At 65.5% G+C, this 23,588-nt stretch carries 21 protein-coding genes, 1 tRNA gene and 1 pseudogene; 9 read left to right on the top strand and 14 right to left on the bottom strand.

Features of this window, described 5'->3' with window-relative positions; all coding sequences use genetic code 11:
• Positions 1-73: 73 nt before the first annotated feature.
• The 3 genes from AC3WLY_RS11425 to AC3WLY_RS11415 are packed head-to-tail and all read left to right on the top strand — an operon-like array spanning position 74 to position 4,431.
• Positions 74-1,570: an efflux transporter outer membrane subunit gene (locus AC3WLY_RS11425; RefSeq protein ID WP_492310292.1), complete on the top strand. Its 1,497-nt coding sequence runs from the start codon at positions 74-76 to the stop codon at positions 1,568-1,570.
• A gap of 52 nt (positions 1,571-1,622) precedes the next feature.
• A complete protein-coding gene (locus tag AC3WLY_RS11420) occupies positions 1,623-2,843 on the top strand; it encodes an HlyD family secretion protein (RefSeq protein ID WP_175961559.1) in 1,221 nt (406 codons plus the stop codon).
• A gap of 28 nt (positions 2,844-2,871) precedes the next feature.
• Complete coding sequence (locus tag AC3WLY_RS11415; RefSeq protein ID WP_175961560.1) at positions 2,872-4,431, top strand: DHA2 family efflux MFS transporter permease subunit; 1,560 nt, start codon at positions 2,872-2,874, stop codon at positions 4,429-4,431.
• A gap of 97 nt (positions 4,432-4,528) precedes the next feature.
• On the opposite strand, the gene truB is transcribed toward AC3WLY_RS11415, so the two are convergent.
• The 9 genes from truB to AC3WLY_RS11370 all read right to left on the bottom strand — a co-directional run bounded on the left by truB (position 4,529) and on the right by AC3WLY_RS11370 (position 16,694).
• Positions 4,529-5,461: a tRNA pseudouridine(55) synthase TruB gene (gene truB / locus AC3WLY_RS11410; RefSeq protein WP_105393026.1), complete on the bottom strand. Its 933-nt coding sequence runs from the start codon at positions 5,459-5,461 to the stop codon at positions 4,529-4,531.
• 13 nt (positions 5,462-5,474) lie between these two features.
• Positions 5,475-5,873: a 30S ribosome-binding factor RbfA gene (rbfA, locus tag AC3WLY_RS11405; protein ID WP_034184029.1), complete on the bottom strand. Its 399-nt coding sequence runs from the start codon at positions 5,871-5,873 to the stop codon at positions 5,475-5,477.
• A 115-nt stretch (positions 5,874-5,988) separates the two neighbouring features.
• Positions 5,989-8,925: a translation initiation factor IF-2 gene (infB, locus tag AC3WLY_RS11400; protein WP_310134459.1), complete on the bottom strand. Its 2,937-nt coding sequence runs from the start codon at positions 8,923-8,925 to the stop codon at positions 5,989-5,991.
• A gap of 91 nt (positions 8,926-9,016) precedes the next feature.
• The gene (gene nusA, locus AC3WLY_RS11395) at positions 9,017-10,492 is read right to left on the bottom strand and encodes a transcription termination factor NusA (protein ID WP_034184027.1); all 1,476 of its coding nucleotides are present in this window, start codon (positions 10,490-10,492) and stop codon (positions 9,017-9,019) included.
• The gene (rimP, locus tag AC3WLY_RS11390; protein ID WP_011351796.1) at positions 10,492-10,950 is read right to left on the bottom strand and encodes a ribosome maturation factor RimP; all 459 of its coding nucleotides are present in this window, start codon (positions 10,948-10,950) and stop codon (positions 10,492-10,494) included. The genes nusA and rimP overlap by 1 nt, the downstream gene beginning before the upstream one ends.
• A 435-nt stretch (positions 10,951-11,385) precedes the next feature.
• Positions 11,386-13,137, bottom strand: a complete 1,752-nt coding sequence (gene rluB / locus AC3WLY_RS11385; RefSeq protein WP_492310291.1) for a 23S rRNA pseudouridine(2605) synthase RluB — start codon at positions 13,135-13,137, stop codon at positions 11,386-11,388.
• A 60-nt stretch (positions 13,138-13,197) separates the two neighbouring features.
• Positions 13,198-14,241, bottom strand: coding sequence for an SMC-Scp complex subunit ScpB (scpB, locus tag AC3WLY_RS11380; protein WP_175961563.1), 1,044 nt, complete (start codon positions 14,239-14,241; stop codon positions 13,198-13,200).
• 272 nt (positions 14,242-14,513) lie between these two features.
• Positions 14,514-15,716 (bottom strand): pyridoxal phosphate-dependent aminotransferase, encoded by a 1,203-nt coding sequence (locus AC3WLY_RS11375; protein ID WP_492310290.1) that lies wholly within the window; start codon positions 15,714-15,716, stop codon positions 14,514-14,516.
• A 75-nt stretch (positions 15,717-15,791) separates the two neighbouring features.
• Positions 15,792-16,694, bottom strand: a complete 903-nt coding sequence (locus tag AC3WLY_RS11370; RefSeq protein ID WP_034184023.1) for a LysR family transcriptional regulator — start codon at positions 16,692-16,694, stop codon at positions 15,792-15,794.
• A gap of 431 nt (positions 16,695-17,125) precedes the next feature.
• Here AC3WLY_RS11370 and AC3WLY_RS11365 point away from each other — a divergent pair.
• Together AC3WLY_RS11365 and AC3WLY_RS11360 are read left to right on the top strand one after the other, a co-directional pair.
• Positions 17,126-17,521, top strand: a pseudogene (locus AC3WLY_RS11365) (transposase); the annotation flags it as partial.
• Positions 17,522-17,722: 201 nt separating this feature from the next.
• Positions 17,723-17,974 carry a hypothetical protein gene (locus tag AC3WLY_RS11360; protein WP_244137326.1) on the top strand — a complete coding sequence of 84 codons (252 nt, stop codon included), beginning with the start codon at positions 17,723-17,725 and terminating at the stop codon, positions 17,972-17,974.
• A gap of 195 nt (positions 17,975-18,169) precedes the next feature.
• Here the strand turns inward: AC3WLY_RS11360 and AC3WLY_RS11355 are convergent, their stop codons facing one another.
• Positions 18,170-18,487 (bottom strand): hypothetical protein, encoded by a 318-nt coding sequence (locus AC3WLY_RS11355; RefSeq protein WP_006495354.1) that lies wholly within the window; start codon positions 18,485-18,487, stop codon positions 18,170-18,172.
• A 157-nt stretch (positions 18,488-18,644) separates the two neighbouring features.
• Between AC3WLY_RS11355 and AC3WLY_RS11350 the strand changes: the two genes are divergently transcribed.
• The 3 genes from AC3WLY_RS11350 to AC3WLY_RS11340 all read left to right on the top strand — a co-directional run bounded on the left by AC3WLY_RS11350 (position 18,645) and on the right by AC3WLY_RS11340 (position 20,260).
• Positions 18,645-19,361: a YdcF family protein gene (locus AC3WLY_RS11350; RefSeq protein ID WP_175961566.1), complete on the top strand. Its 717-nt coding sequence runs from the start codon at positions 18,645-18,647 to the stop codon at positions 19,359-19,361.
• A 220-nt stretch (positions 19,362-19,581) separates the two neighbouring features.
• Positions 19,582-19,866 (top strand): hypothetical protein, encoded by a 285-nt coding sequence (locus AC3WLY_RS11345; protein ID WP_034184020.1) that lies wholly within the window; start codon positions 19,582-19,584, stop codon positions 19,864-19,866.
• 136 nt (positions 19,867-20,002) lie between these two features.
• On the top strand, positions 20,003-20,260 hold the full coding sequence (locus AC3WLY_RS11340; protein ID WP_034184019.1) for a hypothetical protein: 258 nt from the start codon (positions 20,003-20,005) through the stop codon (positions 20,258-20,260).
• Between the two features lie 41 nt (positions 20,261-20,301).
• Here the strand turns inward: AC3WLY_RS11340 and AC3WLY_RS11335 are convergent, their stop codons facing one another.
• A complete protein-coding gene (locus AC3WLY_RS11335) occupies positions 20,302-20,592 on the bottom strand; it encodes a putative quinol monooxygenase (protein ID WP_131948517.1) in 291 nt (96 codons plus the stop codon).
• A gap of 66 nt (positions 20,593-20,658) precedes the next feature.
• On the opposite strand from AC3WLY_RS11335, the gene AC3WLY_RS11330 reads away from it, so the two are divergent.
• On the top strand, positions 20,659-20,886 hold the full coding sequence (locus AC3WLY_RS11330) for a hypothetical protein (RefSeq protein WP_310134492.1): 228 nt from the start codon (positions 20,659-20,661) through the stop codon (positions 20,884-20,886).
• A 241-nt stretch (positions 20,887-21,127) separates the two neighbouring features.
• Here the strand turns inward: AC3WLY_RS11330 and bamC are convergent, their stop codons facing one another.
• The 3 genes from bamC to AC3WLY_RS11315 form a co-directional block, all read right to left on the bottom strand.
• On the bottom strand, positions 21,128-22,336 hold the full coding sequence (gene bamC, locus AC3WLY_RS11325; RefSeq protein ID WP_425132956.1) for an NlpB/DapX family lipoprotein: 1,209 nt from the start codon (positions 22,334-22,336) through the stop codon (positions 21,128-21,130).
• Between the two features lie 140 nt (positions 22,337-22,476).
• A tRNA-Pro gene (locus AC3WLY_RS11320) sits at positions 22,477-22,553 on the bottom strand.
• Between the two features lie 160 nt (positions 22,554-22,713).
• Positions 22,714-23,427 (bottom strand): class I SAM-dependent methyltransferase, encoded by a 714-nt coding sequence (locus tag AC3WLY_RS11315; protein WP_034184016.1) that lies wholly within the window; start codon positions 23,425-23,427, stop codon positions 22,714-22,716.
• Between the last annotated feature and the right edge of the window lie 161 nt (positions 23,428-23,588).

Genomic DNA, 23,588 nt, shown 5'->3' with positions numbered 1-23,588 from the left:
ATTACTTTTGACAGATTAATGTAAGGAAATCCTTGCAGTGTCCATCATTCATTCCGAGTCAGGGGTCAGCACGATGAAATCCTCCCCGTTGTCCGTGCGCGCCGGGTCGTGCCGCGCCGCCGTCGCCGCCGCGGTCGCCGCACTGGCGCTGGCGGGCTGCGCGAATTACATCGGCATCAAGAGCGACAAGCAGATCGCCCCCGCGTCGCAATTCGAATCCGCGCAGAGCCTGCCGGCCCAGGGCGGCCAGTGGCCGGCGCTCGACTGGGCCAGCCAGTTCGGCGATCCGCAGTTGCCGAAGCTGATCGACGAGGCCCTTCAGGGCAATCCGTCGATCGCGCAGGCGCAGGCGCGCATCGCGAAGGCATCGTCGTACATCGAATCGTCGCGCTCGGACCTGCTGCCGAAAGCCGAAGCCAGCTACTCGTGGACGCGCGAGCTGTATTCGTCGAACGCACTGTTCCCGCCCCCGTACGGCGGCCAGTGGTACAGCGAGAACAACGCGCTCGCGAGCGCATCGTGGGAACTCGACCTGTGGGGCAAGAACCGCGAACGCCTGCACACCGCCGTGTCGCAGGAAAAAGCGGCCGAAGCCGACATGCAGCAGGCACGCATCACGCTCGCGTCATCGGTCGCGCGCACCTATAACTCGCTCGCACAGCTCTACGCGCTGCGCGACATCGCGCAACGCGAGATCACCAACCGCGAGACGGTCGGCAAGATCACCGACGGCCGCGTATCGGCAGGCCTCGACACCAACGTCGAACGCCAGACCGCCCGCGGCAATATCGCGACGACCCAGGCTTCGCTGTCGGATCTCGACGGCCAGATCACGACGGTGCGCTACCAGCTCGCCGCGCTGCTCGGCAAGGGGCCTGATCGCGGGCTGCAGATCGCGGCGCCCGTGATGAACCCGAGCGGCGAAGTCGCACTGCCCGGTAACCTGCCGGCCGATCTCGTCTCGCGCCGCCCCGACATCGTCGCCGCACGCTGGCAGGTCGAGGCTGCGATGCACGACGTGAAGGAAGCGAAGGCCGAGTTCTATCCCGACGTGAACCTCGCGGCCGGCTTCGGTTTCGATGCGTTCGGCTGGGGCAAATTCCTGAACTTCGCGAGCCGCCAGGCGCAGTTCGGCCCGGCGATCCACCTGCCGATCTTCGACGCCGGCGCGCTGCGCGCACAGCTCAAGGGTCGCTATGCGGATTTCGACCTGTCAGTGGCGAATTACAACCAGACGCTGATCAGCGCGCTGAACGACGTCGCGACGCAAGTCTCGTCGATCCGCGCGATCGATCGCCAGATGGGCGACGCGCAACGCGCGCTCGACGCGTCGACGCGCGCCTACGATCTCGCCGTGATTCGCTACAAGGCCGGCCTGTCGCCGCAACTGCAGGTGCTGACCGCGGACAGCAACCGCCTCGCATCGGAGCAGACGGTGACCAACCTGAAGATGCGCCGGCGCGACATGCAGCTCGCGCTGATCAAGGCACTGGGCGGCGGGTTCGATGCGACCGGCACGCCGCTCGCCGCGCCCGACGCCGACAAGCCGACCAAACAGGCCGCCAACTGATCCGGCGCCACCACTACGCAGACACTCGAAATAACGGACGGAGAAAATCGCCATGAGCGACCCTCAACAAAACGCCGCCAGCGCACAGTCGCAAAACAACGGGAAGCGCAAGCGGATGATGACGCTGCTCGTCGCGGTCATCGTGATCGCGGCCATCGCGTACGGCCTGTACTACTTCCTCGTCGCCCGCTTCCATGAAGGAACCGACGATGCGTACGTGAACGGCAACGTCGTGCAGATCACGCCGCAGGTCACCGGCACCGTGATCGCCGTGAAGGCCGACGATACGCAGACGGTCAAGGCCGGCGATCCGCTGGTCGTGCTCGACCCGGCCGATTCGCAGGTCGCGCTGCAGCAGGCGGAAGCCAACCTCGCGCAGACGGTGCGCCAGGTGCGCGGCCTGTTCGTCAACGACGACCAGTACCGCGCGCAGGTCGCGCTGCGCCAGTCCGACCTGTCGAAGGCCGAGGACGATCTGCGCCGCCGTGTGGCCGTCGCGCAGACGGGCGCCGTGTCGCAGGAAGAGATCTCGCACGCACGTGACGCCGTGAAAGCCGCGCAAGCGTCGCTCGATAGCGCGCAGCAGCAGCTCGCATCGAACCGCGCGCTGACAGCTAACACCACGATCGCGTCGCACCCGAACGTGATGGCCGCCGCAGCGAAGGTTCGCGACGCGTATCTCGCGAACGCGCGCAACGTGCTGCCGGCGCCTGTGACGGGCTACGTCGCGAAGCGCTCGGTGCAGGTCGGTCAGCGCGTGTCGCCCGGCACGCCGCTGATGTCGGTGGTGCCGTTGAATGCGGTGTGGGTCGACGCGAACTTCAAGGAAGTCCAGCTCAAGCACATGCGCATCGGCCAGCCGGTCGAGCTGACGGCCGACATCTACGGCTCGTCGGCCGTCTACCACGGCAAGGTCGTCGGCTTCTCGGCCGGCACGGGCTCGGCGTTCTCGCTGCTGCCGGCGCAGAACGCGACCGGCAACTGGATCAAGGTCGTGCAGCGCCTGCCGGTGCGTATCGAGCTCGATCCGAAGGATCTCGACAAGCATCCGCTGCGCATCGGCCTGTCGATGCAGGTCGACGTGGACATCAAGGACGAACGCGGCAACCAGCTCGTCAACGCGCCGAACACCGTCTACGAGACCAACGTGTTCGCGAAGTACGGCGACGAAGCCGATGCCGAAATCGCGCGCGTCATCGCCGAGAACGCGGGCAGCAACGCGTCGGCGGTGCCGGCCGCGGCGAAGCAAGGCAGCGCCGCGAAGATGATGTAACCGTTCCGACTCCGGAAAAACAACCGAAATGGCACAGGCTCCTGTCTCCTACCCGCCCTTGCAGGGCGGGCAACTCGTACTCGGGACGATCGCGGTGTCGCTCGCGGTGTTCATGAACGTGCTCGACACGTCCATCGCGAACGTCGCGATCCCGACCATCTCGGGCGACCTTGGCGTGTCATCCGACCAGGGCACGTGGGTCATCACGTCGTTCGCGGTCGCGAACGCGATCTCGGTGCCGCTGACGGGCTGGCTGACCGACCGTTTCGGGCAGGTCCGCCTGTTCCTCGCGTCGATCATCCTGTTCGTCATCTCGTCTTGGATGTGCGGCCTCGCGCCGACGCTGCCGTTCCTGCTCGCGTCGCGCGTGCTGCAGGGTGCGGTCGCGGGCCCGATGATTCCGCTGTCGCAATCGCTGCTGCTGTCGAGCTATCCGCGCGCGAAGGCGCCAATGGCGCTCGCGTTGTGGTCGATGACGACGCTGATTGCACCGGTCGCGGGCCCGATCCTCGGCGGCTGGATCTCGGACAACTACTCGTGGCCGTGGATCTTCTACGTGAATATCCCGGTCGGCATCGCCGCGGCGCTCGCCACGTGGTCGATCTACCGCTCGCGCGAATCGACGGTGCGCCGCGCCCCGATCGACGGCGTCGGTCTCGCGCTGCTGGTGCTGTGGGTCGGCTCGCTGCAGATCATGCTCGACAAGGGCAAGGATCTCGACTGGTTCGCATCGACGACGATCGTCGCGCTCGCGCTGATCGCGATCATCTCGTTCGCGTTCTTCGTGATCTGGGAACTGACCGCCGAGCACCCCGTCGTCGACCTGTCGCTGTTCCGGATTCGCAACTTCACGGGCGGCACGATCGCGCTTGCGGTCGGTTACGGGCTCTACTTCGGCAACCTCGTGCTGCTGCCGCTGTGGCTGCAGACCCAGATCGGCTACACGGCGACCGACGCCGGCCTCGTGATGGCGCCGGTCGGGCTGTTCGCGATCCTGCTGTCGCCGCTGACCGGCAAGTTCCTGCCGCGCACCGATCCTCGCTACATCGCGACTGCCGCGTTCCTCACGTTCGCACTGTGCTTCTGGATGCGCTCGCGCTACACGACGGGCGTCGACGAATGGTCGCTGACGCTGCCGACGCTCGTGCAGGGCATCGCGATGGCCGGCTTCTTCATTCCACTCGTGTCGATCACGTTGTCCGGCCTGCCCGGCCACCGCATTCCCGCGGCTTCCGGCCTGTCGAACTTCGTGCGGATCATGTGCGGCGGCATTGGCACGTCGATCTTCCAGACCGCGTGGGATCACCGCAACAACTTCCATCATGCGCAACTGGTCGAGCAGGCAAACGTGTACAACCCGACGTTCAACCAGGCCGTCACGCAGATGGGCAATCTCGGGCTGACGCAGAACCAGGCGCATGGCCTCATCAACAACCAGGCCACGCAACAGGCCGCGCAGCTCGGCGTGAACGACCTGTTCTACATATCGGCCGTGATCTTCGTGCTGCTGATTGCGCTGATCTGGATCACGAAGCCCGAACGCGCGGGCGGCGGCGATGCCGGTGCGGCAGCGTCGGCGGCACACTGAGCGCCGCCCGACACCGCGCCACCGCGCGCCAAACAAAAAGCCCGGTCGAAATCGACCGGGCTTTTTGTTGCTCCGACGGCGCGCTCGCGCCGCTGCGTCAGGCTGCCGTCACGACGAGCCGTTCCGGTGCGAGCACGCCATTCGCCTTGCGCGCCACGCCGAGCAGCCGCGTTGCGTCATAGACGCGCACGCGCTCGCCGTCGGCCGCATCGATCGGCCCGAGCTCCGACAGCGGCAGGCGCTGACCATGCAGGAACCGCTTCGCGCACGCGTCGTCGAGACGAACGGACGGAAACGTCGACAACAATGCATCGACCGGCTGGAGCCACGCATCGCGCGCCGATTCATCCGCGTCCGACAGCGCATCGAGCGTCACCGCATGCTCGAGCGTCAGCGCGCCGACGCCCGTGCGACGCAGCATCGTCAGATGCGCACCGCAACCGAGCGCCTCGCCGATATCCTCCGCCAGCGTGCGCACATAAGTGCCCTTGCTGCAGGTCACGCGAAACGTTACGTCGGGCATCTCGCAGGCAAGCAGGTCGAGCGCATGGATCGTCACGTTGCGGCCTTCACGCTCGACGGTCTGACCCGCGCGCGCATATTCGTACAGCGGCTTGCCATCACGCTTGAGTGCCGAATACATTGGTGGCACCTGCACGATCTCGCCGGTGAAGCGCGCGAGCGCGGCCTCCACCGCTGCGCGGTCGCATTCGACCGGCCGCGTGTCGATCACTTCGCCTTCCGCATCGCCGGTGGCCGTGCGCAGGCCGAGGCGCATCGTCGCTTCGTAGGTCTTGTCGGCCTCGAGCAGATCCTGCGAGAACTTCGTCGCCTCGCCGAAACACAGCGGCAGCAGGCCCGAAGCCAGCGGATCGAGCGTGCCGGTGTGGCCGGCTTTCTTCGCGAGAAGCAGCCGCTTCGCGCGAATCAGCGCATCGTTGCTCGACAGGCCGACCGGCTTGTCGAGCAGGAGGACACCGTCCAGCGCGCGCCGGGGCACGCGCGGGCGTTGGGATGCTGCATTCGTCATAGGCCGGTCGAGTTCAGTCGTCCTTGGTCGGCGCGTCGGCTTCGTCGTCGTCCTTCGCACGCGTCGAATTCGCTTCCTTGATCAGGCGCGACATTTCCACGGCCTTCTCGATCGTCTGGTCGTAATGGAAGTGCAGCGTCGGCACGGTATGAATGTGCAGACGCTTGAACAGCAGGTTGTGCAGGTGCCCCGACGCATGGTTCAGCGCCTCCTGCGTCTTTTCCGGATCGCCGGTGAGCGCCGTGAAGTAGACCTTCGCGTGCGCGTAGTCCGGCGTGAGCTCCACGCTCTGGATGGTCACGATGCCGATGCGCGGGTCTTTGACCTCGCGCATGATGAGTTCGGACAGATCGCGCTGAATCTGGTCGGCGATCTGAACGTTGCGATTGGGAGAAGTCCGTTTCCTGGACATGATCGATCCGTGATCCGTTTATCAGGATGAAGCGGCGGGCCATTGTTGGCGCGCCACTATGAAAATGGGCGGGACAGGCCCAAGCCTGCCCCGCCCATGAGCCGATGCGCGACGGTTACAGCGTACGCGCGACTTCGGTCACTTCGAAGACTTCGAACTGGTCGCCTTCGATGACGTCGTTGAAGTTCTTCACCGACATACCGCACTCGAAGCCTTGCTTCACTTCCTTCACGTCGTCCTTGAAGCGCTTCAGCGATTCGAGTTCGCCCGTGAAGATCACGACGTTGTTGCGCAGCACGCGAACCGACGACGAGCGCTTGACGATACCGTCCGTCACCATACAGCCGGCGACCGTGCCGACCTTCGGTACCTTGAAGACCTGACGCACCTCGACCATGCCGGTGATGACTTCGCGCTTCTCCGGCGCCAGCATGCCCGACATTGCCGCCTTCACCTCATCCACTGCGTCGTAGATGATGTTGTAGTAGCGGATGTCGATGCCGTTCGACTCGGCCAGCTTGCGCGCCTGTGCATCGGCACGCGTGTTGAAGCCGATGATGACCGCCTTCGATGCCGTCGCGAGGTTGACGTCGTTTTCGCTGATGCCGCCCACCGCGCTGTGCACGATCTGCACGCGCACTTCGTCGGTCGACAGCTTGAGCAGCGACTGCACGAGCGCTTCCTGCGAACCCTGCACGTCTGCCTTGATGATGAGCGGCAGGTTCTGTACTTCGCCTTCGCCCATCTGCTCGAGCATGCTTTCCAGCTTCGCGGCCTGCTGCTTCGCGAGCTTCACGTCGCGGAACTTGCCCTGACGGAACAGCGCGATTTCACGTGCCTTGCGTTCGTCCGGCAGCACGATCACTTCCTCGCCCGCACCCGGCACTTCCGACAGACCCTGGATTTCGACCGGGATCGACGGGCCGGCTTCCTTCGTCGGCTTGCCGTTCTCGTCGAGCATCGCGCGCACGCGGCCGTAGGCCGTACCCGCCAGCACGATGTCGCCACGGTTCAGCGTACCGGACTGCACGAGGATCGTCGCGACCGGGCCCTTGCCCTTGTCGAGCTTCGCTTCGATCACGATGCCCTTGGCCGGCGCTTCGATCGGTGCCTTCAGTTCCAGCACTTCGGCCTGAAGCAGCACGTTCTCGAGCAGATCGTCGATGCCGGCACCCGTCTTCGCCGACACCGGCACGAACGGCGAATCGCCACCGTACTCTTCCGGCACGACACCTTCCGCGACCAGCTCCTGCTTGACGCGCTCGGGGTTCGCATCCGGCTTGTCGATCTTGTTGATCGCGACGACGATCGGCACGCCACCCGCCTTCGCGTGGGCGATTGCTTCCTTCGTCTGCGGCATCACGCCGTCATCGGCCGCCACCACCAGCACCACGATGTCGGTCGCCTTCGCGCCGCGTGCACGCATTGCCGTGAACGCCTCGTGACCCGGCGTGTCGAGGAACGTGATGACGCCGCGCGGCGTATCGACGTGATATGCGCCGATGTGCTGCGTAATGCCGCCCGCTTCGCCCGCGGCAACCTTCGCGCGGCGGATGTGGTCGAGCAGCGAGGTCTTGCCGTGGTCGACGTGACCCATCACCGTAACGACCGGCGGACGCGGCAGTTGCTCCGCATCGGTGGTCGTTTCGCCTTCGACGAGCAGCGCTTCCGGATCGTCCAGCTTCGCGGCAACCGCGCGGTGGCCCAGTTCCTCGACGACGATCATCGCCGTTTCCTGGTCCAGCACCTGGTTGATCGTGACCATCTGGCCCATCTTCATCATCACCTTGATGACTTCCGAGGCCTTGATCGACATCTTGTGCGCGAGATCGGCAACCGACACGGTTTCCGGCACGTGCACTTCACGCACGATCGGCTCGGTCGGCGCCTGGAACGACGATGCGCTGTCCTGGTGACGGCCACGGCCCTTCGGGCCGCCGCGCCAGCCGCGGTCGACGCCGCCGCTCGAATCGCCGCGCGTCTTGATGCCGCGGCGCTTCGCCGCGTCGTCCTGCCAGCCGCCCTTGCCTGCGCCCGGCTTCTTGTTGCGGTCGCCCGCGCCTGCCGGTGCCTGCGTCGTGGCCGGTGCTGCGCCGGCCGGCTTCTTCACTGCCGGACGCGCCTGCGCGCCTTCAGGCTTCGCCGGCTTGTGCAGCGTGCCCTTCGCTTCGGCCGGCTTCGGCGGCTCGACCGGCTTCGGCGGCTCGACTGCCTTGACCACGGCCTTGCGCGGCGTGTTCATCATTTCGCGGATCGCGCGCGCTTCGGCCTCGGCGGCCGCACGGCGCTTGCTGATCTCTTCCTGCTCGGCGCGCGTCTTGTCCGCCGCCTCGCGGGCAGCATCCTCGGCCTTCTTCGCCGCTTCGCGCTGCGCCGCACGTTCGGCAGCCGCACGGGCTTCGGCGGCCGCGCGCGCTTCGTCCTGCGCGGACTGCGCACTCGGTGCTTCCGGCTCGGCCGCGGCGGCCTGCTGCGCTGCCGCCTGCTGCTGTGCCGCAGCGGCTTCGGCCGCGGCACGCTTCGCCGCAGCTTCTTCCTCGGCGCGACGGCGCTCGGCTTCAGCCGCTTCCTCGCGCGCGCGGCGCTCGGCTTCCTCGCGCTCGAGGCGCTCCTGGCGCTCGCGCAGTTCCTGAGCCTGCTTCTCGAGCAGCTCGGCCTCGCGGCGAGCTTCTTCCTCGCGACGCTTCAGTTCTGCATCGTCGTCCGCTTCGGCGGCCTGCGCCTGACCCTGTTCCGCGCCATCGCTCACGTCGTCGCGCTTGACGAACGTGCGCTTCTTGCGGACCTCGACCTGAATGGTGCGAGCCTTGCCCGTCGCGTCAGATTGCTTGATCTCCGACGTATGCTTGCGGGTCAGCGTGATCTTGCGCTTGTCGCCGTCGGTTGCGCCGTGCGACTTGCGCAAATGATCGAGCAGACGCGCCTTGTCCGCTTCGGACAGCGCATCGTCTTCACTCGCTTTCTGGACGCCCGCTGCCTGCAGCTGTTCGAGCAGCACACCAGCAGGCATTTTCAGTTCCGCGGCAAATTGGGCTACGTTGTTACTCGCCATTCATTCCTCTTAGTGCAAGGACCGATTCCTTGCTGTTAGCATCGGGTCAGGCCATACGGCCGCCATCAAATCAGTGCGCCATGGTCATTTCTCACTGGAACCAGTGTTCACGTGCTTTCATGATCAACGCCTTAGCGGCATCCTCTTCCATCCCGGTCAGGTCGACCAGTTCATCCACTGCAAGCTCGGCGAGATCGTCTCGCGTCTGCACACCATGTTCGGCCAGCTTCGCGAGCAGCTCCGGCGTGACGCCGTCGAGGCTCTTCAGATCCAGCGCTGCGTTCTCGACCTTTTCTTCGTTCGCGATGGCCATCGTCAACAGCGCGTCGCGTGCGCGGTTGCGCAGTTCGTGCACGGTGTCCTCGTCGAACGCCTCGATTTCGAGCATTTCGTTGAGCGGCACGTACGCGATCTCTTCGAGGCTCGTGAAGCCTTCGTCGATCAGGATGTCGGCAACTTCTTCGTCGACGTCGAGACGCGCCATGAACAGCGCACGCAGCCGGTCGCGCTCTTCACCCTGCTTCAGGGCGGATTCGTCCGGCGTCATGATGTTGATCTGCCAGCCGGTCAACTCGCCGGCAAGGCGAACGTTCTGACCGCTGCGGCCGATCGCGACAGCCAGCTCGTTCTCGTCGACGACGACGTCCATCGAGTGCTTTTCTTCATCGACGACGATCGACTGGACAGCTGCCGGCGCGAGCGCGCCGATCACGAACTGGGCGGGATCCTCCGACCATAGCACGATGTCGATGTTTTCGCCACCGAGCTCGTTGCGCACGGCCTGCACGCGCGAGCCGCGAATGCCGACGCAGGTGCCGATCGGATCGATCCGCTTGTCGTACGCGATGACGCCGATCTTTGCGCGCACGCCCGGGTCGCGGGCCGCTGCCTTGATCTCGAGCAGGCCCTGCTCGATTTCCGGCACTTCCATCTCGAACAGCTTCATCAGGAACTCGGGCGCCGTGCGCGACAGCTCGATCTGCGGGCCGCGCGCGGTGCGGTCGACCTTCGCGATGTACGCGCGCACGCGGTCGCCCACGCGCAGGTTTTCCTTCGGGATCAGCTGGTCGCGGCGCAGCAGCGCTTCGACACGGCCCGATTCGACGATGAAGTTGCCCTTGTCGAGGCGCTTCACCGTGCCCGTCATGATCTTTTCGCCGCGCTCGAGGTAATCGTTCAGGATCTGCTCGCGCTCCGCGTCGCGCACCTTCTGCAGGATCACCTGCTTCGCGGCCTGCGCGCCGATGCGACCGAACTCGATCGACGGTACGGGTTCCTCGACATATTCGCCGACTTCGACGTCGGGCTTCTGCTCACGTGCTTCGAACAGCAGGATCTCGCGATCCGGCTCCTGCAAGCCTGCCTCGTCGGGCACGACGAGCCAGCGACGGAAGGTTTCGTGCTCGCCGCTTTCGCGATCGATATGGACGCGGATTTCGGCGCCTTCGTCGAACAGCTTCTTGGAAGCGGAGGCGAGCGCAGCCTCGAGGGCGCCCAGCACCACATCCTTGTCGACGTTTTTCTCGCGCGCCAGCGCATCCACCAGCATCAACACTTCGCGACTCATTATTTGCGGCTCCTAAAGTCAACTTGCGGAATCAGGCGGGCTTTGTCGATATCGGCCAGCGTGAAATCCAGCATGGCCGCCTCGCCCTTCTTCCCTTCAAATTCCAAACCGATCGTTTCGCCATTCGGCGCGTGCAGAATGCCCCGGTACGTCTTGCGCCCGTCCAGCGGCTTTTTCAAGGTCACGGAAACTTCGCTGCCGGCGAAGCGCTCGAAGTCGGCCAGCTTCTTCAACGGGCGGTCGAGCCCCGGGGACGAGACTTCGAGCCGTTCGTAATCGATGTTTTCGACCGTCAAGACGTGCTGGAGCTGACGCGTGACCTTTTCGCAATCTTCGAGCGAGATGCCGGCAGGCTGATCGATGTAGATGCAAAGCATGCCGCGCCCGGTGCGCTCGAGATCCACCAGCTCGTAGCCGAGCCCGGTGACCGTGGTTTCTATCAGTTCCGTCAGTTGCACAGTGTCCTCTCAGGTGTTCGCGCCCGCCGCTCGCGATTCACCCGCGGGCGCGCGCCTTAGCCGGCGCAGGAAGCGCTACCCGAGATGCCTAACCGTTTCAGCAAAAAAAAATGGGCGGAACGCCCATCTTTCTTACTGGTGGTCGCACCTGAGCCGCACATTGAATCCGTACGCCCAGCGACTCCGCGATTATAGCGATTTTTGGCGCAAACGCCAAGCCAGCCGGTGAATGCAGCGTTTCGACTGCCTTTACGGGCCGAAAATGCGAAATCTGGCTACCCGATCAACCGGCGCAATCCGGCCGCACCGGAGATCGGGCATGCCGGCTGCCATCCAGCGGCACGCGGCATATATATACAGTCGCAATCAAAAAACGCAACGCGTCGCGCCGACAAAACCGGACGGATGCCGATCCTGCCGCACGCCGCGACACGCTTAGCGGCTGCGCGTGCGGCTGCGCTGCGGACGCGGGCCGCCGCCGCGCGGGCCGCCGCTGTTGCCGGCGCCTTCGGCACGATTGCCGTTCGGATTGCGATTGCCGCCCTTGCTGCCGCCTCGCTTGCCGCCCGCCGGGCCCTCACGCTTGGGGCCCGCGCCGTACGACGCTCGATTGCCGTCGACATCACGGCCGCCGCCAGAGCGGTTGCCATCTCGGCCGCCGCCGCCCGAGCGGTTGCCGTCGCGGCCGCCGCCAGCACGATTGCCGTAGCCTGACGGCGCAACCGGCAGGCTGCCGTAGCCGCTCAGGCCGGGCAGACCCGGCCCGCCGCGACGGCCACCGCCACGGCGCGGCTGGTCGAGCTGCCCGTGCGTCGTCAGCACCGGCTCGCGACTGATGAAGCCCATCGACGTCAGCATCGGATCGGGCTGGCGGCGCTCTGCCTGGCCGGCACCGCCGCGCTTGCCTTTCTCCTCGGACGGCGCCTTCAGGCCGACGGTCGCCATCAGCTTGCGCACCTGCGCGTCGTCGAGCTCCTCCCAGCGGCCACGCTTCAGACCGCGCGGCAGCGGGATCGGGCCGTGACGCGTACGGATCAGGCGGCTCACCATCAGGCCGGCCGCCTCGAACATCCGGCGCACTTCGCGGTTGCGGCCTTCGGCCAGCGCGACGTGATACCAGTGGTTCGTGCCTTCGCCGCCGCCATCGCGGATGCGCAGGAAATTGGCGGGGCCGTCGTCCAGCTCGACGCCGTGCAGCAGCTTCTGCCGGTTGCCTTCGGTGAGCTCGCCGACCACCCGCACCGCGTACTCGCGCTCGACGCTGTAGCGCGGATGCATGAAGCGGTTCGCGAGGTCGCCCGACGTCGTCAGCATCAGCAGACCTTCGGTATTGAAGTCGAGGCGGCCCACCGCAAGCCATTTCGCCGTCTTCATCGGCGGCAGGCGGTCGAACACCGACGGACGGCCTTCCGGATCCGCATGGCTGACGATTTCGCCCGTCGGCTTGTGGTACAGCAGCACGCGCGGCGGCTTGTTCGGCAGCTTGCGCTTGACCGGCTTGCCGTTGATCCGCACCTGGTCGGTCGGCATGATGCGCTGACCGATGTGCGCGGGCTCGCCGTTCACCGACACGCGGCCGGCGACGATCAGCTCTTCCATTTCGCGACGCGAGCCCATGCCCGCTTCCGCCAGCACCTTGTGCAGCTTCGGCGCGTCGTCGTCCGGCGACAGCACGCGCTTGTTCGCCGGCTGGCTGCGGCCGCGACGCAGCATCGGCGCACGCACGCCGCTGCCGCCCGCGGAGTTGTCCGCGTCGAATGCGGGCGACGTCACGTATGCGAACAGTTCGTCCTGGGACGCATCACCCTCCGCCTTGGCCGAGCCGCCTTCAGCCTTCGGCGCGCCGCCACGGCCGCCCTGGCCGCCCTTGGCAGCACCTTCGCGCTTGCCGGCCGGCTTGCGGCCGCCCTTGGCCGCGCCTTCCTTGCGCGGCGCGCGCGCGGGCTGCGCTTCGACGGCCTCGGCCGGCTGCGCGTCCGCGCCTTCGCCGCCCTGCGGCTCGCCTTCGGCGCCCTTCGACTTGGCCGCCGCGCGACGCCGCGCGATCAGGCTGCGCGGGCCTCGCCGCAAACCGCGGCGGGGACGCTCGTCGCCACCCGCGGCCGAAGCGTCCTGCTCCGGTGCATCGTCGGCACGCGCTGCCTGCTCGGCAGGCGCGGACGATTCAATATCGTGGATATCTGTCAAAACAACCTCAAAATGTCAGGTCTCGCGCCCGGCGCGGGCGCGGCAAGAAGTTGGCCGCGTTCAGGCGCGACGCTGTTCGGGTTCTGCTTCGTCGTCCGGCAGCGCGTCGGCGCCGATGGGCGCACTGGCGCTTCGTACGGCATCGGCGAGACTGTCGGACGTGTCGTCCAGCATCTCGCCGTCCGCGGGACGGGAACGGGAGGCGTCGGCCTGGCCAACCTCGCCGGGCATGTCGCCGGCCGCTTCCGCTCCGTCTCCGGCAGCCGCTTCGGCGGCCGGCTTGCGATCTTCCTCGCTCCGATCCGCGCGCAACGGCTCGGGCTGCACATCGGTCGGCACTGCTTCGGCGCCAACCTGTTCGGTTTGTTCCGTTTGCCGGCGATCAGCATCGAGCGTATCGCGGTTCGGCATTTCCTGCGTCGACGCGACATCCCCCGGCAATTCGGCCAATTGGCCGGTAGACGCTTCATCCGCCTGCGCCTGCGGCACATCGTCTGCTGCGTCACCGGCTTGCGGCGTGTCGTCGGCAACCGGTACGCCGCCGTCGAAGTCCATTGCGTGCTGCGCAAGCAGCGCGGCCTCGATGTTCGCGGCCGGCTCCTCGAGCGCTGGCAACTCGTCCAGCGCCTTCAGGCCGAGATCGTCGAGGAACTGCTTGGTCGTCGCATACAGCGCCGGACGCCCCGGCACGTCACGATGACCGATCACCTCGATCCAGCCGCGATCCTCGAGTTGCTTGACCACCTGCGTATTGACCGTGACGCCGCGAATCTCTTCGATGTCGCCGCGCGTGACGGGCTGCCGGTACGCGATGATCGCGAGCGTTTCGAGCACCGCGCGCGAATATTTCGGCGGCTTCTCGGGATGCAGGCGGTCCAGATAGTGACGCATCGCCGGCTTGCTCTGGAAGCGCCATCCGGTCGCCAGCGCCACCAGTTCGACGCCGCGGCCGGACCAATCCTGTTTCAGATCTTCGAGCAACGTGCGGACCGTGTCAGCCGACACGCCGTCGGCAAAGAGCTTGCGCAAATCGCCGAGCTTCAGCGGTTCCTGCGCGCAGATCAAAGCAGTCTCGAGGACGATCTTCGCCTCTTGGGTATTCATGCAGCTAGGCCAGACCCTGTGGTCAAACGAACCGGATCAACAAACAGACGAAAGGAACGGAAGACGCGCTCGCCCGATTCTGATCGGTCATATTGATGGGAGCACGAACCGGGGGCGGCGAACCAACTTCAGGCCAGGCCCAAACCGGACGGAACAGCACGGCTCAACGACGGAACCGCGTGACTGAGCGCCATATTACGCAAAATTGCCCGGTGCGTAAAGATGAGCAGATTGACCCGCCGCCAGTGCGCCGCGCCCGCTCCGGCCCTGCTTCAACGGGCAGCCGCGCCGCGCGCGAGGAACCGGCGCAGCCGCTCGACGCCCGCGTCGAGTCGTGCCGGATCGCATGCGTAGCACCAGCGCACGAATCCTTCCCCCTCCGGGCCGAATGCCCGCCCGGGCGCAAGGCCGAGCCCCGCATCTCGCACCAGCGTCTTGCAGAACGCGAGACTGTCGGCCGCGCCCGGCAGGCGCAGAAACAGGTACATCGCGCCCGGTGGAGGCGGCACCTCGACGCCCGGCAGCGTCCGCAGCGCGGCGACCAGGTAATCGCGCGCTTCGCGCAGCGCCGCGACGAACGACCGCACGAACGGCTCGCCGTCCCGCAGCGCGACCTCGCCCGCGGCCTGCACGAAGCCCGGCGCGCACGACGTGTTGTATTCGACGAGCTTCGACAGATCGCCCATCACCGATGCAGGCGCAATGAGCCATCCCAGCCGCCAGCCCGTCATCGCCCACGCCTTCGAGAACGAATTCACGACAACGACCCGCTCGTCGCGCGATGCGATATCGAGGAACGACGGCGCGCCGCCGTCGCCGAACGCAAGCCGTTCGTACACCTCGTCGGCGACCAGCCAGATGCCGTGACGGCGACAATGGGCAAGCACGGCCCGCTGATCATCGCGCGACATCGTCCAGCCGGTCGGATTGTTCGGCGAGTTGACCAGCAGCATCCGCGTATCGGGCGTCAGCGCGGCGAGCAGCCGCTCGACATCGAGCTGCCAGCCCGCGTCGCCATAGCCGAGCGGCACGCATTCGACCCGCGCGCCGAGGATCTTCGGAATCTCGACGAGATTCGGCCACAGCGGCGTAACCGCGACGACACGCTCGCCCGGGCCGACCAGCATCTGCGCGGCCAGCATCAGCGCGTTCACGCCCGAACTCGTCACGGCGACCGTGTCGGCCGCCGTCGCACCATGACGCGCGCTCACGTAGGCCGCAATCGCGTCGCGCAGCGGCGCAGTGCCGAGGTTGTACGTGTAGAAGGTCGCGCCGTCGCGCAGCGCCGCTGCCGCGGCGTCGCGGATGAAATCCGGCGTCACGCGATCGGACTCGCCGAACCAGAACGGCAGCATGTCAGGCACGCCGAAGCCGGCGTTCGCCACCTCACGAATCAGCGACGGACGCAGCGCATGCACCGCGGCGCGCGCCGCCGGCTCATCGGTCGTCGGGGAAAAACCTGCGGAATGCGTCATCGAGAACCACCGCCCAGGAACACGATCCGCGTAGTGTACCGGCCCGCAAGCCGGGCCGCGTCGCTTCCGCGCACGTCAGTCGAGGTCTTCCGCCCTCGCCGGCATCTGCCGCACGAGTTCCCAGATCGCCTGCGCCGCGGGCGACAACGACCTGTCGCGGCGACGCACCAGTTCGACCGTGCGCTCGGTGCGCGGCGTGAGCGGCCGCGCGACGAGTGTCGAGCCGGCCGGCAGCGGCAGCGACAGCCACGGCTGCACGCTCACGCCGACGCCGGCCTCAACGAGCCCGAACACGGTCGCCGAATGCCCGAGCTCCTGCATCACCGTCGCATTGACATGATGGGCGGCCAGCGCGGCATCGATCAGCGGCCGGCTTCCCGACGCGTGATCGAGGAGCACGAGGCGCTCGCCGTCCAGCGCCGTCCACGGCACCTCGGAACGCGCCGCGAGCGGATGATCGGCACGCGCGACGAGGCAGAACGAATCGGTCATCAGCGGTTCGCAGACGAGATCGGCGACCGTAAGCGGCCCGATCACGACGCCGAAATCGACTTCGCTCGACTTCACCTTGCGCAGCACGTCGCTCTGCACGTCGTCTCGCAGGCCAAGCGTCACGAACGGAAACTGGCGCTCGCACGATGCAACCACGCGCGGCATCAGCCTGCAGGCGATCGTCGGGCTCGCCGCGACGATCACGCGCCCGCGGCGCTGCTCGCCGATCTCGCGAATCTCGCGCAGCGTGTCGTCGAGATCGTCGATCAGACGCGACACGCTCGCGATCAGGTTCGCGCCGACGTCGGTGAGTTGCACGTCGCGCGTCGTGCGGTCGATCAACTTCAGCCCAAGCTCGGCCTCGAGCTCTCGCACGCAGCGGCTGACCGCGGACTGCGTGAGCCCGATCTCGTCGCCCGCGCGACTGAAGCTCTTGAGCCGCGCTACCTCGATGAATACGCGAAGCTGGCGCAGCGTGACGTTCATCTCCTGACCTCATCAATCGTCGATATCGATGCACGATTTTAATGCGTGAATCCGGCTTCGATGCGCGAATCCGGCACCAGCCGCACATGTTTCGCTGCGGTGCAATACACAAGCAAACGCACGCAGCACGGGCGAACTGCACAAGATTGGTGATTGTCCCGATTTGCTGGCGGGTTATTTTGGCGTCTTATACGCCCCTAGCTGACTTAGCCGTTAGCTCGCTGCCAAGCGGCTCTCGAGGGATTCGCCTCCGACGTGGCACGCTTCGTGCATTACCTGGCGCACAGGGCGTAGGTTTCGTCGGATGGAAAGGCAGAAACGCCGCTGCCGGCCAACCGGACGCCCCCACCCGGCACTCGACGATCGAGTGCTTGAAGAGTGCGCGGCGCAGGGCAGCGCACCGGAGTTAGCTTCGCTGAGGTGAGGACATGATGCTGTTCGACGATTTGAGAGATAACGAGTGGGCGCTGGTCGAGGGTCTGTTTTGCTCGGAACCCGCACGGAGTGAACGGCGCGGCCGCCCCCGGGTGGAAGCACGCTCGGTGGTAAACGCCGTGTTGTGGGTGCTGTCGACGGGTGAAGGCTGGTCGAAGCTGCCGGGCCGCTATCCGTCGCCGCCGACCTGCCGCCGTCGCTTCGACGAATGGCAGGCGGACGGCACGCTCGCCGAAATCGTGAAGCGGCTCGGCACGAGCGGCCGGCAGATCTCGCTGCGCGGGCGCATCGGCGCGAGCGCCGCAAAGCCGCCCGCACCGCCGAGCCGCGACCGGCTGCGCGGCGCCTTCTGGACCAATCCGGAATCCTGGCGCGCGCCCGTCAAGATGGCGTAACGAATGCTCGACCGGGCGGCTTCGGCCGCCCGGTTTCTTTCCGCGACGCGACCTTTTCGCGGCGCCTGCATTGCTGTCGAATACCGTTGTCGTGCCGCGATACAACTATTTACCAATATTTACAGCAAGCCTGCACTCCCACGCTTACCTTAGCGAAATATCAACAGGCCGCGCCGACGGCTTGAAGGGAGCCCCGCCATGAGACCAATGTCACTGCTCGTCGCATGCGGCATTGTCATTTCCCTGGCGCTGACCGCTCCAGTTCACGCCGACGATCGCGCGAAACCGCCTCATCGCCAGCAGGATCACCGCAATACTCTCCGCCAGCCGCCGTCTGCCGCCCCGTCCGGCCGGCAAACCGTGCCGCGCGGCGACCTGCGCGGCGACATCGCCAGCAATGCGCGTGCGCGCATCGGCTCGCAGCCGTCCGACATGCCGCGCCATCCGTAGTCCTGCCAATTTCAGGATATCGTCGAAGAAAATGCCCGCTTTCGGGAACTGCGCCGCATGCGACGAGTCACATCGTTGCCATGAGCACAGCGTGGCAACAGCAAAAGTATCCGGTACGCCCGTATCCTCGCGATACGGGCTTTTTTTTGACGTCGCCTGCTTGCGCGGCGACGCCCGAGGCGGGATGGCCTGCCACTACAGGCGGCTTTCGAGAATCGCCACGGCGCTGGCTTCGCTCAATGCGTAGTCGTCCATGCGGCGATCGGTCCAGGAAAGTAATTTCTCGTCGCGCTCGAGGCGCGAAAATTCGGCTCGACCACTGTCGGTCAGCACGGCGATGTCCACCGGTGCGTGAAAACCCGGCGCGGGGGCAACGGTCTTCTGCCTGACCGTGTCCATCAGCCCGAGCGAACGGAGATACTCGAACACGCCCGGGCGGCGTGCCCACGGTACCTGGCGGTACTGCACTCGTCTCAATGCGTCGAGCACCGCTTCGTTGGAATACGTGGCCATCTCGATTCTTTCTTAAAGTGCAGCGACAATGCGAAGCGGTGCGCCGGGCAGGGTCTCCGCCCGCCGATACCGCCACCGATTCTGGAGGCCGACGTTCGGCGTCGCTTCAGGGCCGGATCGTCAGCCGTCCATAAAAAGACACCATACCCCAATCAAATTGATTCTGTTCGATTCATTTGTACTTCTCTTCATCTGTTTCATGCTCTGCCGCAAGCGGCGACGAGTCATCTCGATCGCCGCCGTTGCGCTGTTCTGGCTGCTCGCGACAGGCTGGCTCACCGCGCCGCTGATCGCGTGGAGCGAGGCGGGCGTCGTGCCGGTCGAGCACCCGGACATGCATGGGCGAACCACGCTGATTCTCATCGGCGCCGGCACGCGCCGCACCGACTCCGGGCTGCAGCCGCCGCCCGACGGCATGGCGCGCATCCACAAGGTGGCGGCGCTTTATCGCGTGTGCCGGCAGCAGGCCGAGCGCTGCACCGTGTTGATGTCGGGCGGCGACCCGCAGCATCATGGCGAAACCGAGGCGGCCGTATACGGACGCCAGCTCGTCGCGGAGGGCGTCGCCCCCGGCGACCTCGTTCTCGAACCGAACAGCCGCACAACCTACGAAAACGCGAAATTCACTGCGTCTATACTACGCCCACAGTATGACGACGCACGCATTCTCGTCACCTCGTCGTATCAGATGCGCCGCGCCCTGCTCGATTTCCGTCGATTCGGCATCGATCCGCAGCCCGTTTATGCGAATCGCCGGCGCGCGCAAACGGGCTGGCTGCCACGCTGGCGCAATGTGGCCAACGCCGAGCAGGCGCTGCACGAGCTGGTCGGCATCGCGCAATTCCACGTCTACCGATGGCTCGGGTGGTTCTGACAACTGCGCGGGAAGGGGAGCGGAATGGCAGCACTGCCCAGGATGGCAGGCGCGTGACGAAGTGCGCGAAGTGTTGCGCGACTTCAACGCGGCCTTGCGTCGCGCCAAGATCCGGTGCACATTGATCCGTCACTTTTGTTACACTCGACACGCACTCGTTTGCAGTCGCCAGACAACACGGCAACATTCGGGTTCATCACCACTTAGCGGAGGTAAAGCAATGAAGAAGACGTCCCTGGCTATCCTGGTAGCGATGTCGGCGCTGACTGGCGCAGCGTATGCGCAAGAGAGCACGGAAATCAAGACCATTACCGATCCGGCCAAGATCTCCGAGATCGAGCAGCGCGCACAGGCGCTGCAGCAGCAACAAGCGGCTGAAGCCGCTCAGCCGGCGATGCAGGAAGAGCATCACCACGGCAAGAAGGCTGCTCACCACAAGGCTGCAGCGAAGAAGGCCGGCAAAAAGGCTGCCAAGGCCGCTCCGGCAGAAGCTGCCAGCCAGTAAGTTCGGCGGTACCGCACAAGCGAAAAGCCGAATCCGGGCGACCGGGTTCGGCTTTTTTGGTTGCGGCGCCCGCGCGCTGTGCTAAAGTCGCGCACCGAAATTTTCCACCCGTGCGCACCCCGGTGCGGAGGACAGCATGAGCAACATTCAACTCGACATCGAGTGGACCGAAGCCGCCACTCGCCAGATCAAGCAACTGATGCCCCGCGGCTCGGCCGACGCATTCCTGGCGCTGCCGCCGATCGAGTGCCTGCCGATGGAGGGCGACGTGCTCTTCCTCGGCCCGCAAGGCAAGCAGCAACCGTTCATCGTTGCCGAGCGCCAGTATCATCACGACGGCGACGCCGACTGGACGATCATCCTGATCCTCGACGTACCCGGCACGTCGCACTGACGCGCTACTGCGACCGGACACGTCCGGTCGCCCCACCCTGCTCAGACGAGCTTCGACAGCACGCGGATTTCGGAACTTTCGATCCAGTCCGCGGCCGCTTCGCGATAAGCGAGAATGTGCGCGGAACGCGCATGGGCGGCCAGCGCCTCCTCGCTCTCCCAGCGCTCGACGAACACGAACCGAGCGGGCTCCTTCAGATCCCGGTGCAGGTCGTACTGCAAGGCACCGGCTTCGTTGCGGGTCGGCTCGACGATCCCTTCGAGCGCGGTGCGCAGCTTGTCCTCGGCGCCCGGCTTCGCGACGATCAGCGCCACGACTGCAATTTCCGCCATTCCCGACTCCTTCATCCAAAAAATTCCGAGAATACGCGAATCACGCATCGTGCATCGGCCACGCCGATGCAGCACTACGCGACGGCCAAAAAAATAGCCCGCGCTTCGGAGAAGCGCGGGCGAAACCGTCGCCCTACGAGGATAGGCGACGGGGCCATCGAGATCCGCGCGCTGGCGCACGGATCGTCATCAGTTGCGCCGGCACTTGTCGTGCCGGCATTTGAAAACGTCGAGACCGTTGATCGAGCGCTCGCGACGCTCGCCCGGCATCTGACGCCATCCTCCCTGCTCTAACGATTCCAACATATAAAGCAGTTTGCGTGCCAAGCATCGAACACCGGCCATACCGTTGATTCATAAGGATAATTTTTCGGTCGACAACAATGTGACACGTGTTCTGCCGCCGTAACGCACGGATGTTACGTAACGTCACGATGGGGGACCGAACCTCTCGCACAAGCCGCACGCCGGCGAGCGGCCATAAAAAAAGCCCGCCGAATGGCGGGCTTTGCACGGATGCGGGGAAACGTCGGGATCAGCGGAGCTGATTCACGAGCAGCCCCATGATCTGACGAGCCGCCGACGACGTGTCGATAGAACCCGAATCGTCGACGACCGCGACGCGCGTCTGGTCGGCCGTGAGCGCCTTCACGTTGACGCGGTACTGCTTCGCCTGCTTTTCCTTCTTGCCGTGGAACAGCTGGCTCCAGAAGCCCTGCTCGGCCGAGCTCAGGTCCTTCGGATCGACATAGCGCACGAAATACAACCCCTTCGAGCGATCGCGATCGTCGACCGTGAAGTTCGCGCGATCGAGCGCGAGACCGACGTGCAGCCACGATCGGTCGTACGGCTCGCCGAGCGTGACTTCGGACGGCACTGCCGCGTCGGCCGCATCGTTACCCTGCGCCGACGTGCGCGAGACGTTCTGCGCGGCGATCGCGGCGGCAGCCTTCGACGATGCGTCGGCGTCGGCCTTCTTGTCCTTCGGCACCTCGTTGTCCTTGATGTTCGCGATCGGCGGCTCGCCGTTCTTCGCACGCTGCTCGTTCTGCGCGAGCACGGCCATCAGCCGCTTCAGGTATTCGGTCTCGAGTGCCGGATCGTTCGGCTTCGGCTCCCACTTGCTCGAATCGTTGTTCGCGCCGGTGATCGCCTCGCGCATCCCCTTCTGGCTGATGAACACGTAGGTGCCGCCGCTCGGTGCCGAATCGAGACGCGTGCGGTACTTGTTGCGCTCGGCCGTCACGTACGAGTTGCCCATCGCCTTCGAGATCACGCTGCGGATCAGGCCGTCGTTGATCTGCGGATGGGTTTCGTTCCAGTCGGTTTCCATCACGCCCTTGTCGCGCTGGTCAACGACGAGCAGGAAGCCCTGCTCCTGCCAGAAACGACGCACCTGCGGCCAGATGGCGGCCGGCTGCTTGCCGTCGATCACGAGCCAGCTCTCGGTGCCGTCGCGCTGGATATGCATGCCGGCCACGGCTGGCGCGACGGTGTCCAGTGCAGGCGCCGCCTGCTGGACCTGCTGAAGCGCAGACAGGGAAGTCGCGCCGCCCTGGGGCGGCAGCGAACGCTGATCGGCCGTCTCGTCGAGCATGTTGGGCGGCACTGCGAGCGACGCTTCCTTCGATTTCGAATCGCTCTTGTAGTCCACTTTCGTGGGCGACGACGTACCGCAACCGGCGACGAGCGCGCCAGTGGCGAGCACTGCAGCGAACCGCATGGTAAGACGAAGATCAGTCATGTTCGGGGAATCCTCTTCCGCTAAATCACGGCGCTTTCCGTGGATCAACCTTGCATTTTACCGGGGCCGCGCCGCGATGTGCAAAAAAGCGACCGGCAAGAAAAAACCCGCGTCAGCATGAACTGACGCGGGTTCTTGTCTGGTCGGGGCGAGAGGATTTGAACCTCCGACCACCTGCACCCCATGCAGGTACGCTACCAGGCTGCGCTACGCCCCGAAAGAAGAAAATTATAACAGACACTTTTCCGATTTAGAATCGGGTCGCATGCATTTTGTGAATGTTCTTGTGAAATTTTTTGGCGTGCCGGTGCCGATACGAGTGAAGCCGCGCATGCTGGCGCGATCTGCGCTCCCACTGCACGGCGTCCGCATCGCATTCACCGCTTGCGCGCAACGCAGATGACCGTCAGGCCGGCAACGCGGTTGAACCGGAACATCGGCAACTCGACGCGACAGATCGTCTTGAGCAAGCCGTTGACGAGCGGATGGTGCCGACGCAATTGCGACGCCGGCTCGCGTGGATGCCGACGCGCCCGCTCGCCCAGCCGCAGCGCTGCCGCGAGCGGAAACGTGAGGCCGAAGTAATAGGCGCCGCGTTCGACGTCGAGCCCCGCACGACGAACCACATCCTCGAGACCGCCGAGCGTGTACCTGCGCTTGTGCTCGAGAAAATCGTCATGGCCGCTCCAGAGGAACTGGAACGCGGGAACCGTGATCAGGAACCGGCTGCCCGGAGGCGCCCCCTTCACATACTGCGCCAGCAGCCCGACATCGTCGTCGACATGCTCGAGCACGTCCATCAGCAGAACGAGATCGGCATCGAATCGCTCGACGGACCGCCGAAAGTGGATGGGTTTGCCGGCCGTCTCTTCGTCGGTATCGTCGGCGTAGCTCGTATCGACACACCACGCTTCCGTCGCCTGCGTGCGTTCGAGCAAGTGCTTCGAGAAGAAGCCGGAGCCTGCACCGACGTCGAGTATCCGGTTCGCGCCCGCCCCGCCCAGGAACCGACGGATCGCGCTCGCCTTCGACGCGTAGTACCAGTGATCGCCCACACCCGCACCCAATACGTCGACTTCCTTCAGATCCATGACGCTTCCCCGTGACGGCCAAGTGTTTTGATCCGTACAGCCATAAAGCTGATCTTACCTCGCCGTTGCCGCCGATCGTACCTGTCGACGCTGCACGACGGGGCCGGATCGCACGCTTGCTTCGACCGCCTCGGCCGACGCGTCGCGAATCCGCTGAAAAC

The organism is Burkholderia sp. FW306-1C-G01B (assembly GCF_058781685.1).
Note: the sequence above shows the minus strand (reverse complement) of the source record. Positions and strands in the feature narration are given on the sequence as shown.

What these genes read in the sequence shown, in the direction of transcription:
- bamC (WP_425132956.1), bottom strand. Translation starts at nt 22,336, where the DNA reads ATGACTGATCTTCGTCTTACCATGCGGTTCGCTGCAGTGCTCGCCACT.
- scpB (WP_175961563.1), bottom strand. Translation starts at nt 14,241, where the DNA reads ATGAATACCCAAGAGGCGAAGATCGTCCTCGAGACTGCTTTGATCTGC.
- AC3WLY_RS11340 (WP_034184019.1), top strand. Translation starts at nt 20,003, where the DNA reads ATGAGCAACATTCAACTCGACATCGAGTGGACCGAAGCCGCCACTCGC.
- AC3WLY_RS11335 (WP_131948517.1), bottom strand. Translation starts at nt 20,592, where the DNA reads ATGGCGGAAATTGCAGTCGTGGCGCTGATCGTCGCGAAGCCGGGCGCC.
- AC3WLY_RS11360 (WP_244137326.1), top strand. Translation starts at nt 17,723, where the DNA reads ATGAGACCAATGTCACTGCTCGTCGCATGCGGCATTGTCATTTCCCTG.
- AC3WLY_RS11355 (WP_006495354.1), bottom strand. Translation starts at nt 18,487, where the DNA reads ATGGCCACGTATTCCAACGAAGCGGTGCTCGACGCATTGAGACGAGTG.
- truB (WP_105393026.1), bottom strand. Translation starts at nt 5,461, where the DNA reads ATGACGAATGCAGCATCCCAACGCCCGCGCGTGCCCCGGCGCGCGCTG.
- rbfA (WP_034184029.1), bottom strand. Translation starts at nt 5,873, where the DNA reads ATGTCCAGGAAACGGACTTCTCCCAATCGCAACGTTCAGATCGCCGAC.
- infB (WP_310134459.1), bottom strand. Translation starts at nt 8,925, where the DNA reads ATGGCGAGTAACAACGTAGCCCAATTTGCCGCGGAACTGAAAATGCCT.
- AC3WLY_RS11425 (WP_492310292.1), top strand. Translation starts at nt 74, where the DNA reads ATGAAATCCTCCCCGTTGTCCGTGCGCGCCGGGTCGTGCCGCGCCGCC.
- AC3WLY_RS11415 (WP_175961560.1), top strand. Translation starts at nt 2,872, where the DNA reads ATGGCACAGGCTCCTGTCTCCTACCCGCCCTTGCAGGGCGGGCAACTC.
- AC3WLY_RS11375 (WP_492310290.1), bottom strand. Translation starts at nt 15,716, where the DNA reads ATGACGCATTCCGCAGGTTTTTCCCCGACGACCGATGAGCCGGCGGCG.
- AC3WLY_RS11345 (WP_034184020.1), top strand. Translation starts at nt 19,582, where the DNA reads ATGAAGAAGACGTCCCTGGCTATCCTGGTAGCGATGTCGGCGCTGACT.
- nusA (WP_034184027.1), bottom strand. Translation starts at nt 10,492, where the DNA reads ATGAGTCGCGAAGTGTTGATGCTGGTGGATGCGCTGGCGCGCGAGAAA.
- AC3WLY_RS11330 (WP_310134492.1), top strand. Translation starts at nt 20,659, where the DNA reads ATGCAGCACTACGCGACGGCCAAAAAAATAGCCCGCGCTTCGGAGAAG.
- AC3WLY_RS11315 (WP_034184016.1), bottom strand. Translation starts at nt 23,427, where the DNA reads ATGGATCTGAAGGAAGTCGACGTATTGGGTGCGGGTGTGGGCGATCAC.
- AC3WLY_RS11370 (WP_034184023.1), bottom strand. Translation starts at nt 16,694, where the DNA reads ATGAACGTCACGCTGCGCCAGCTTCGCGTATTCATCGAGGTAGCGCGG.
- AC3WLY_RS11420 (WP_175961559.1), top strand. Translation starts at nt 1,623, where the DNA reads ATGAGCGACCCTCAACAAAACGCCGCCAGCGCACAGTCGCAAAACAAC.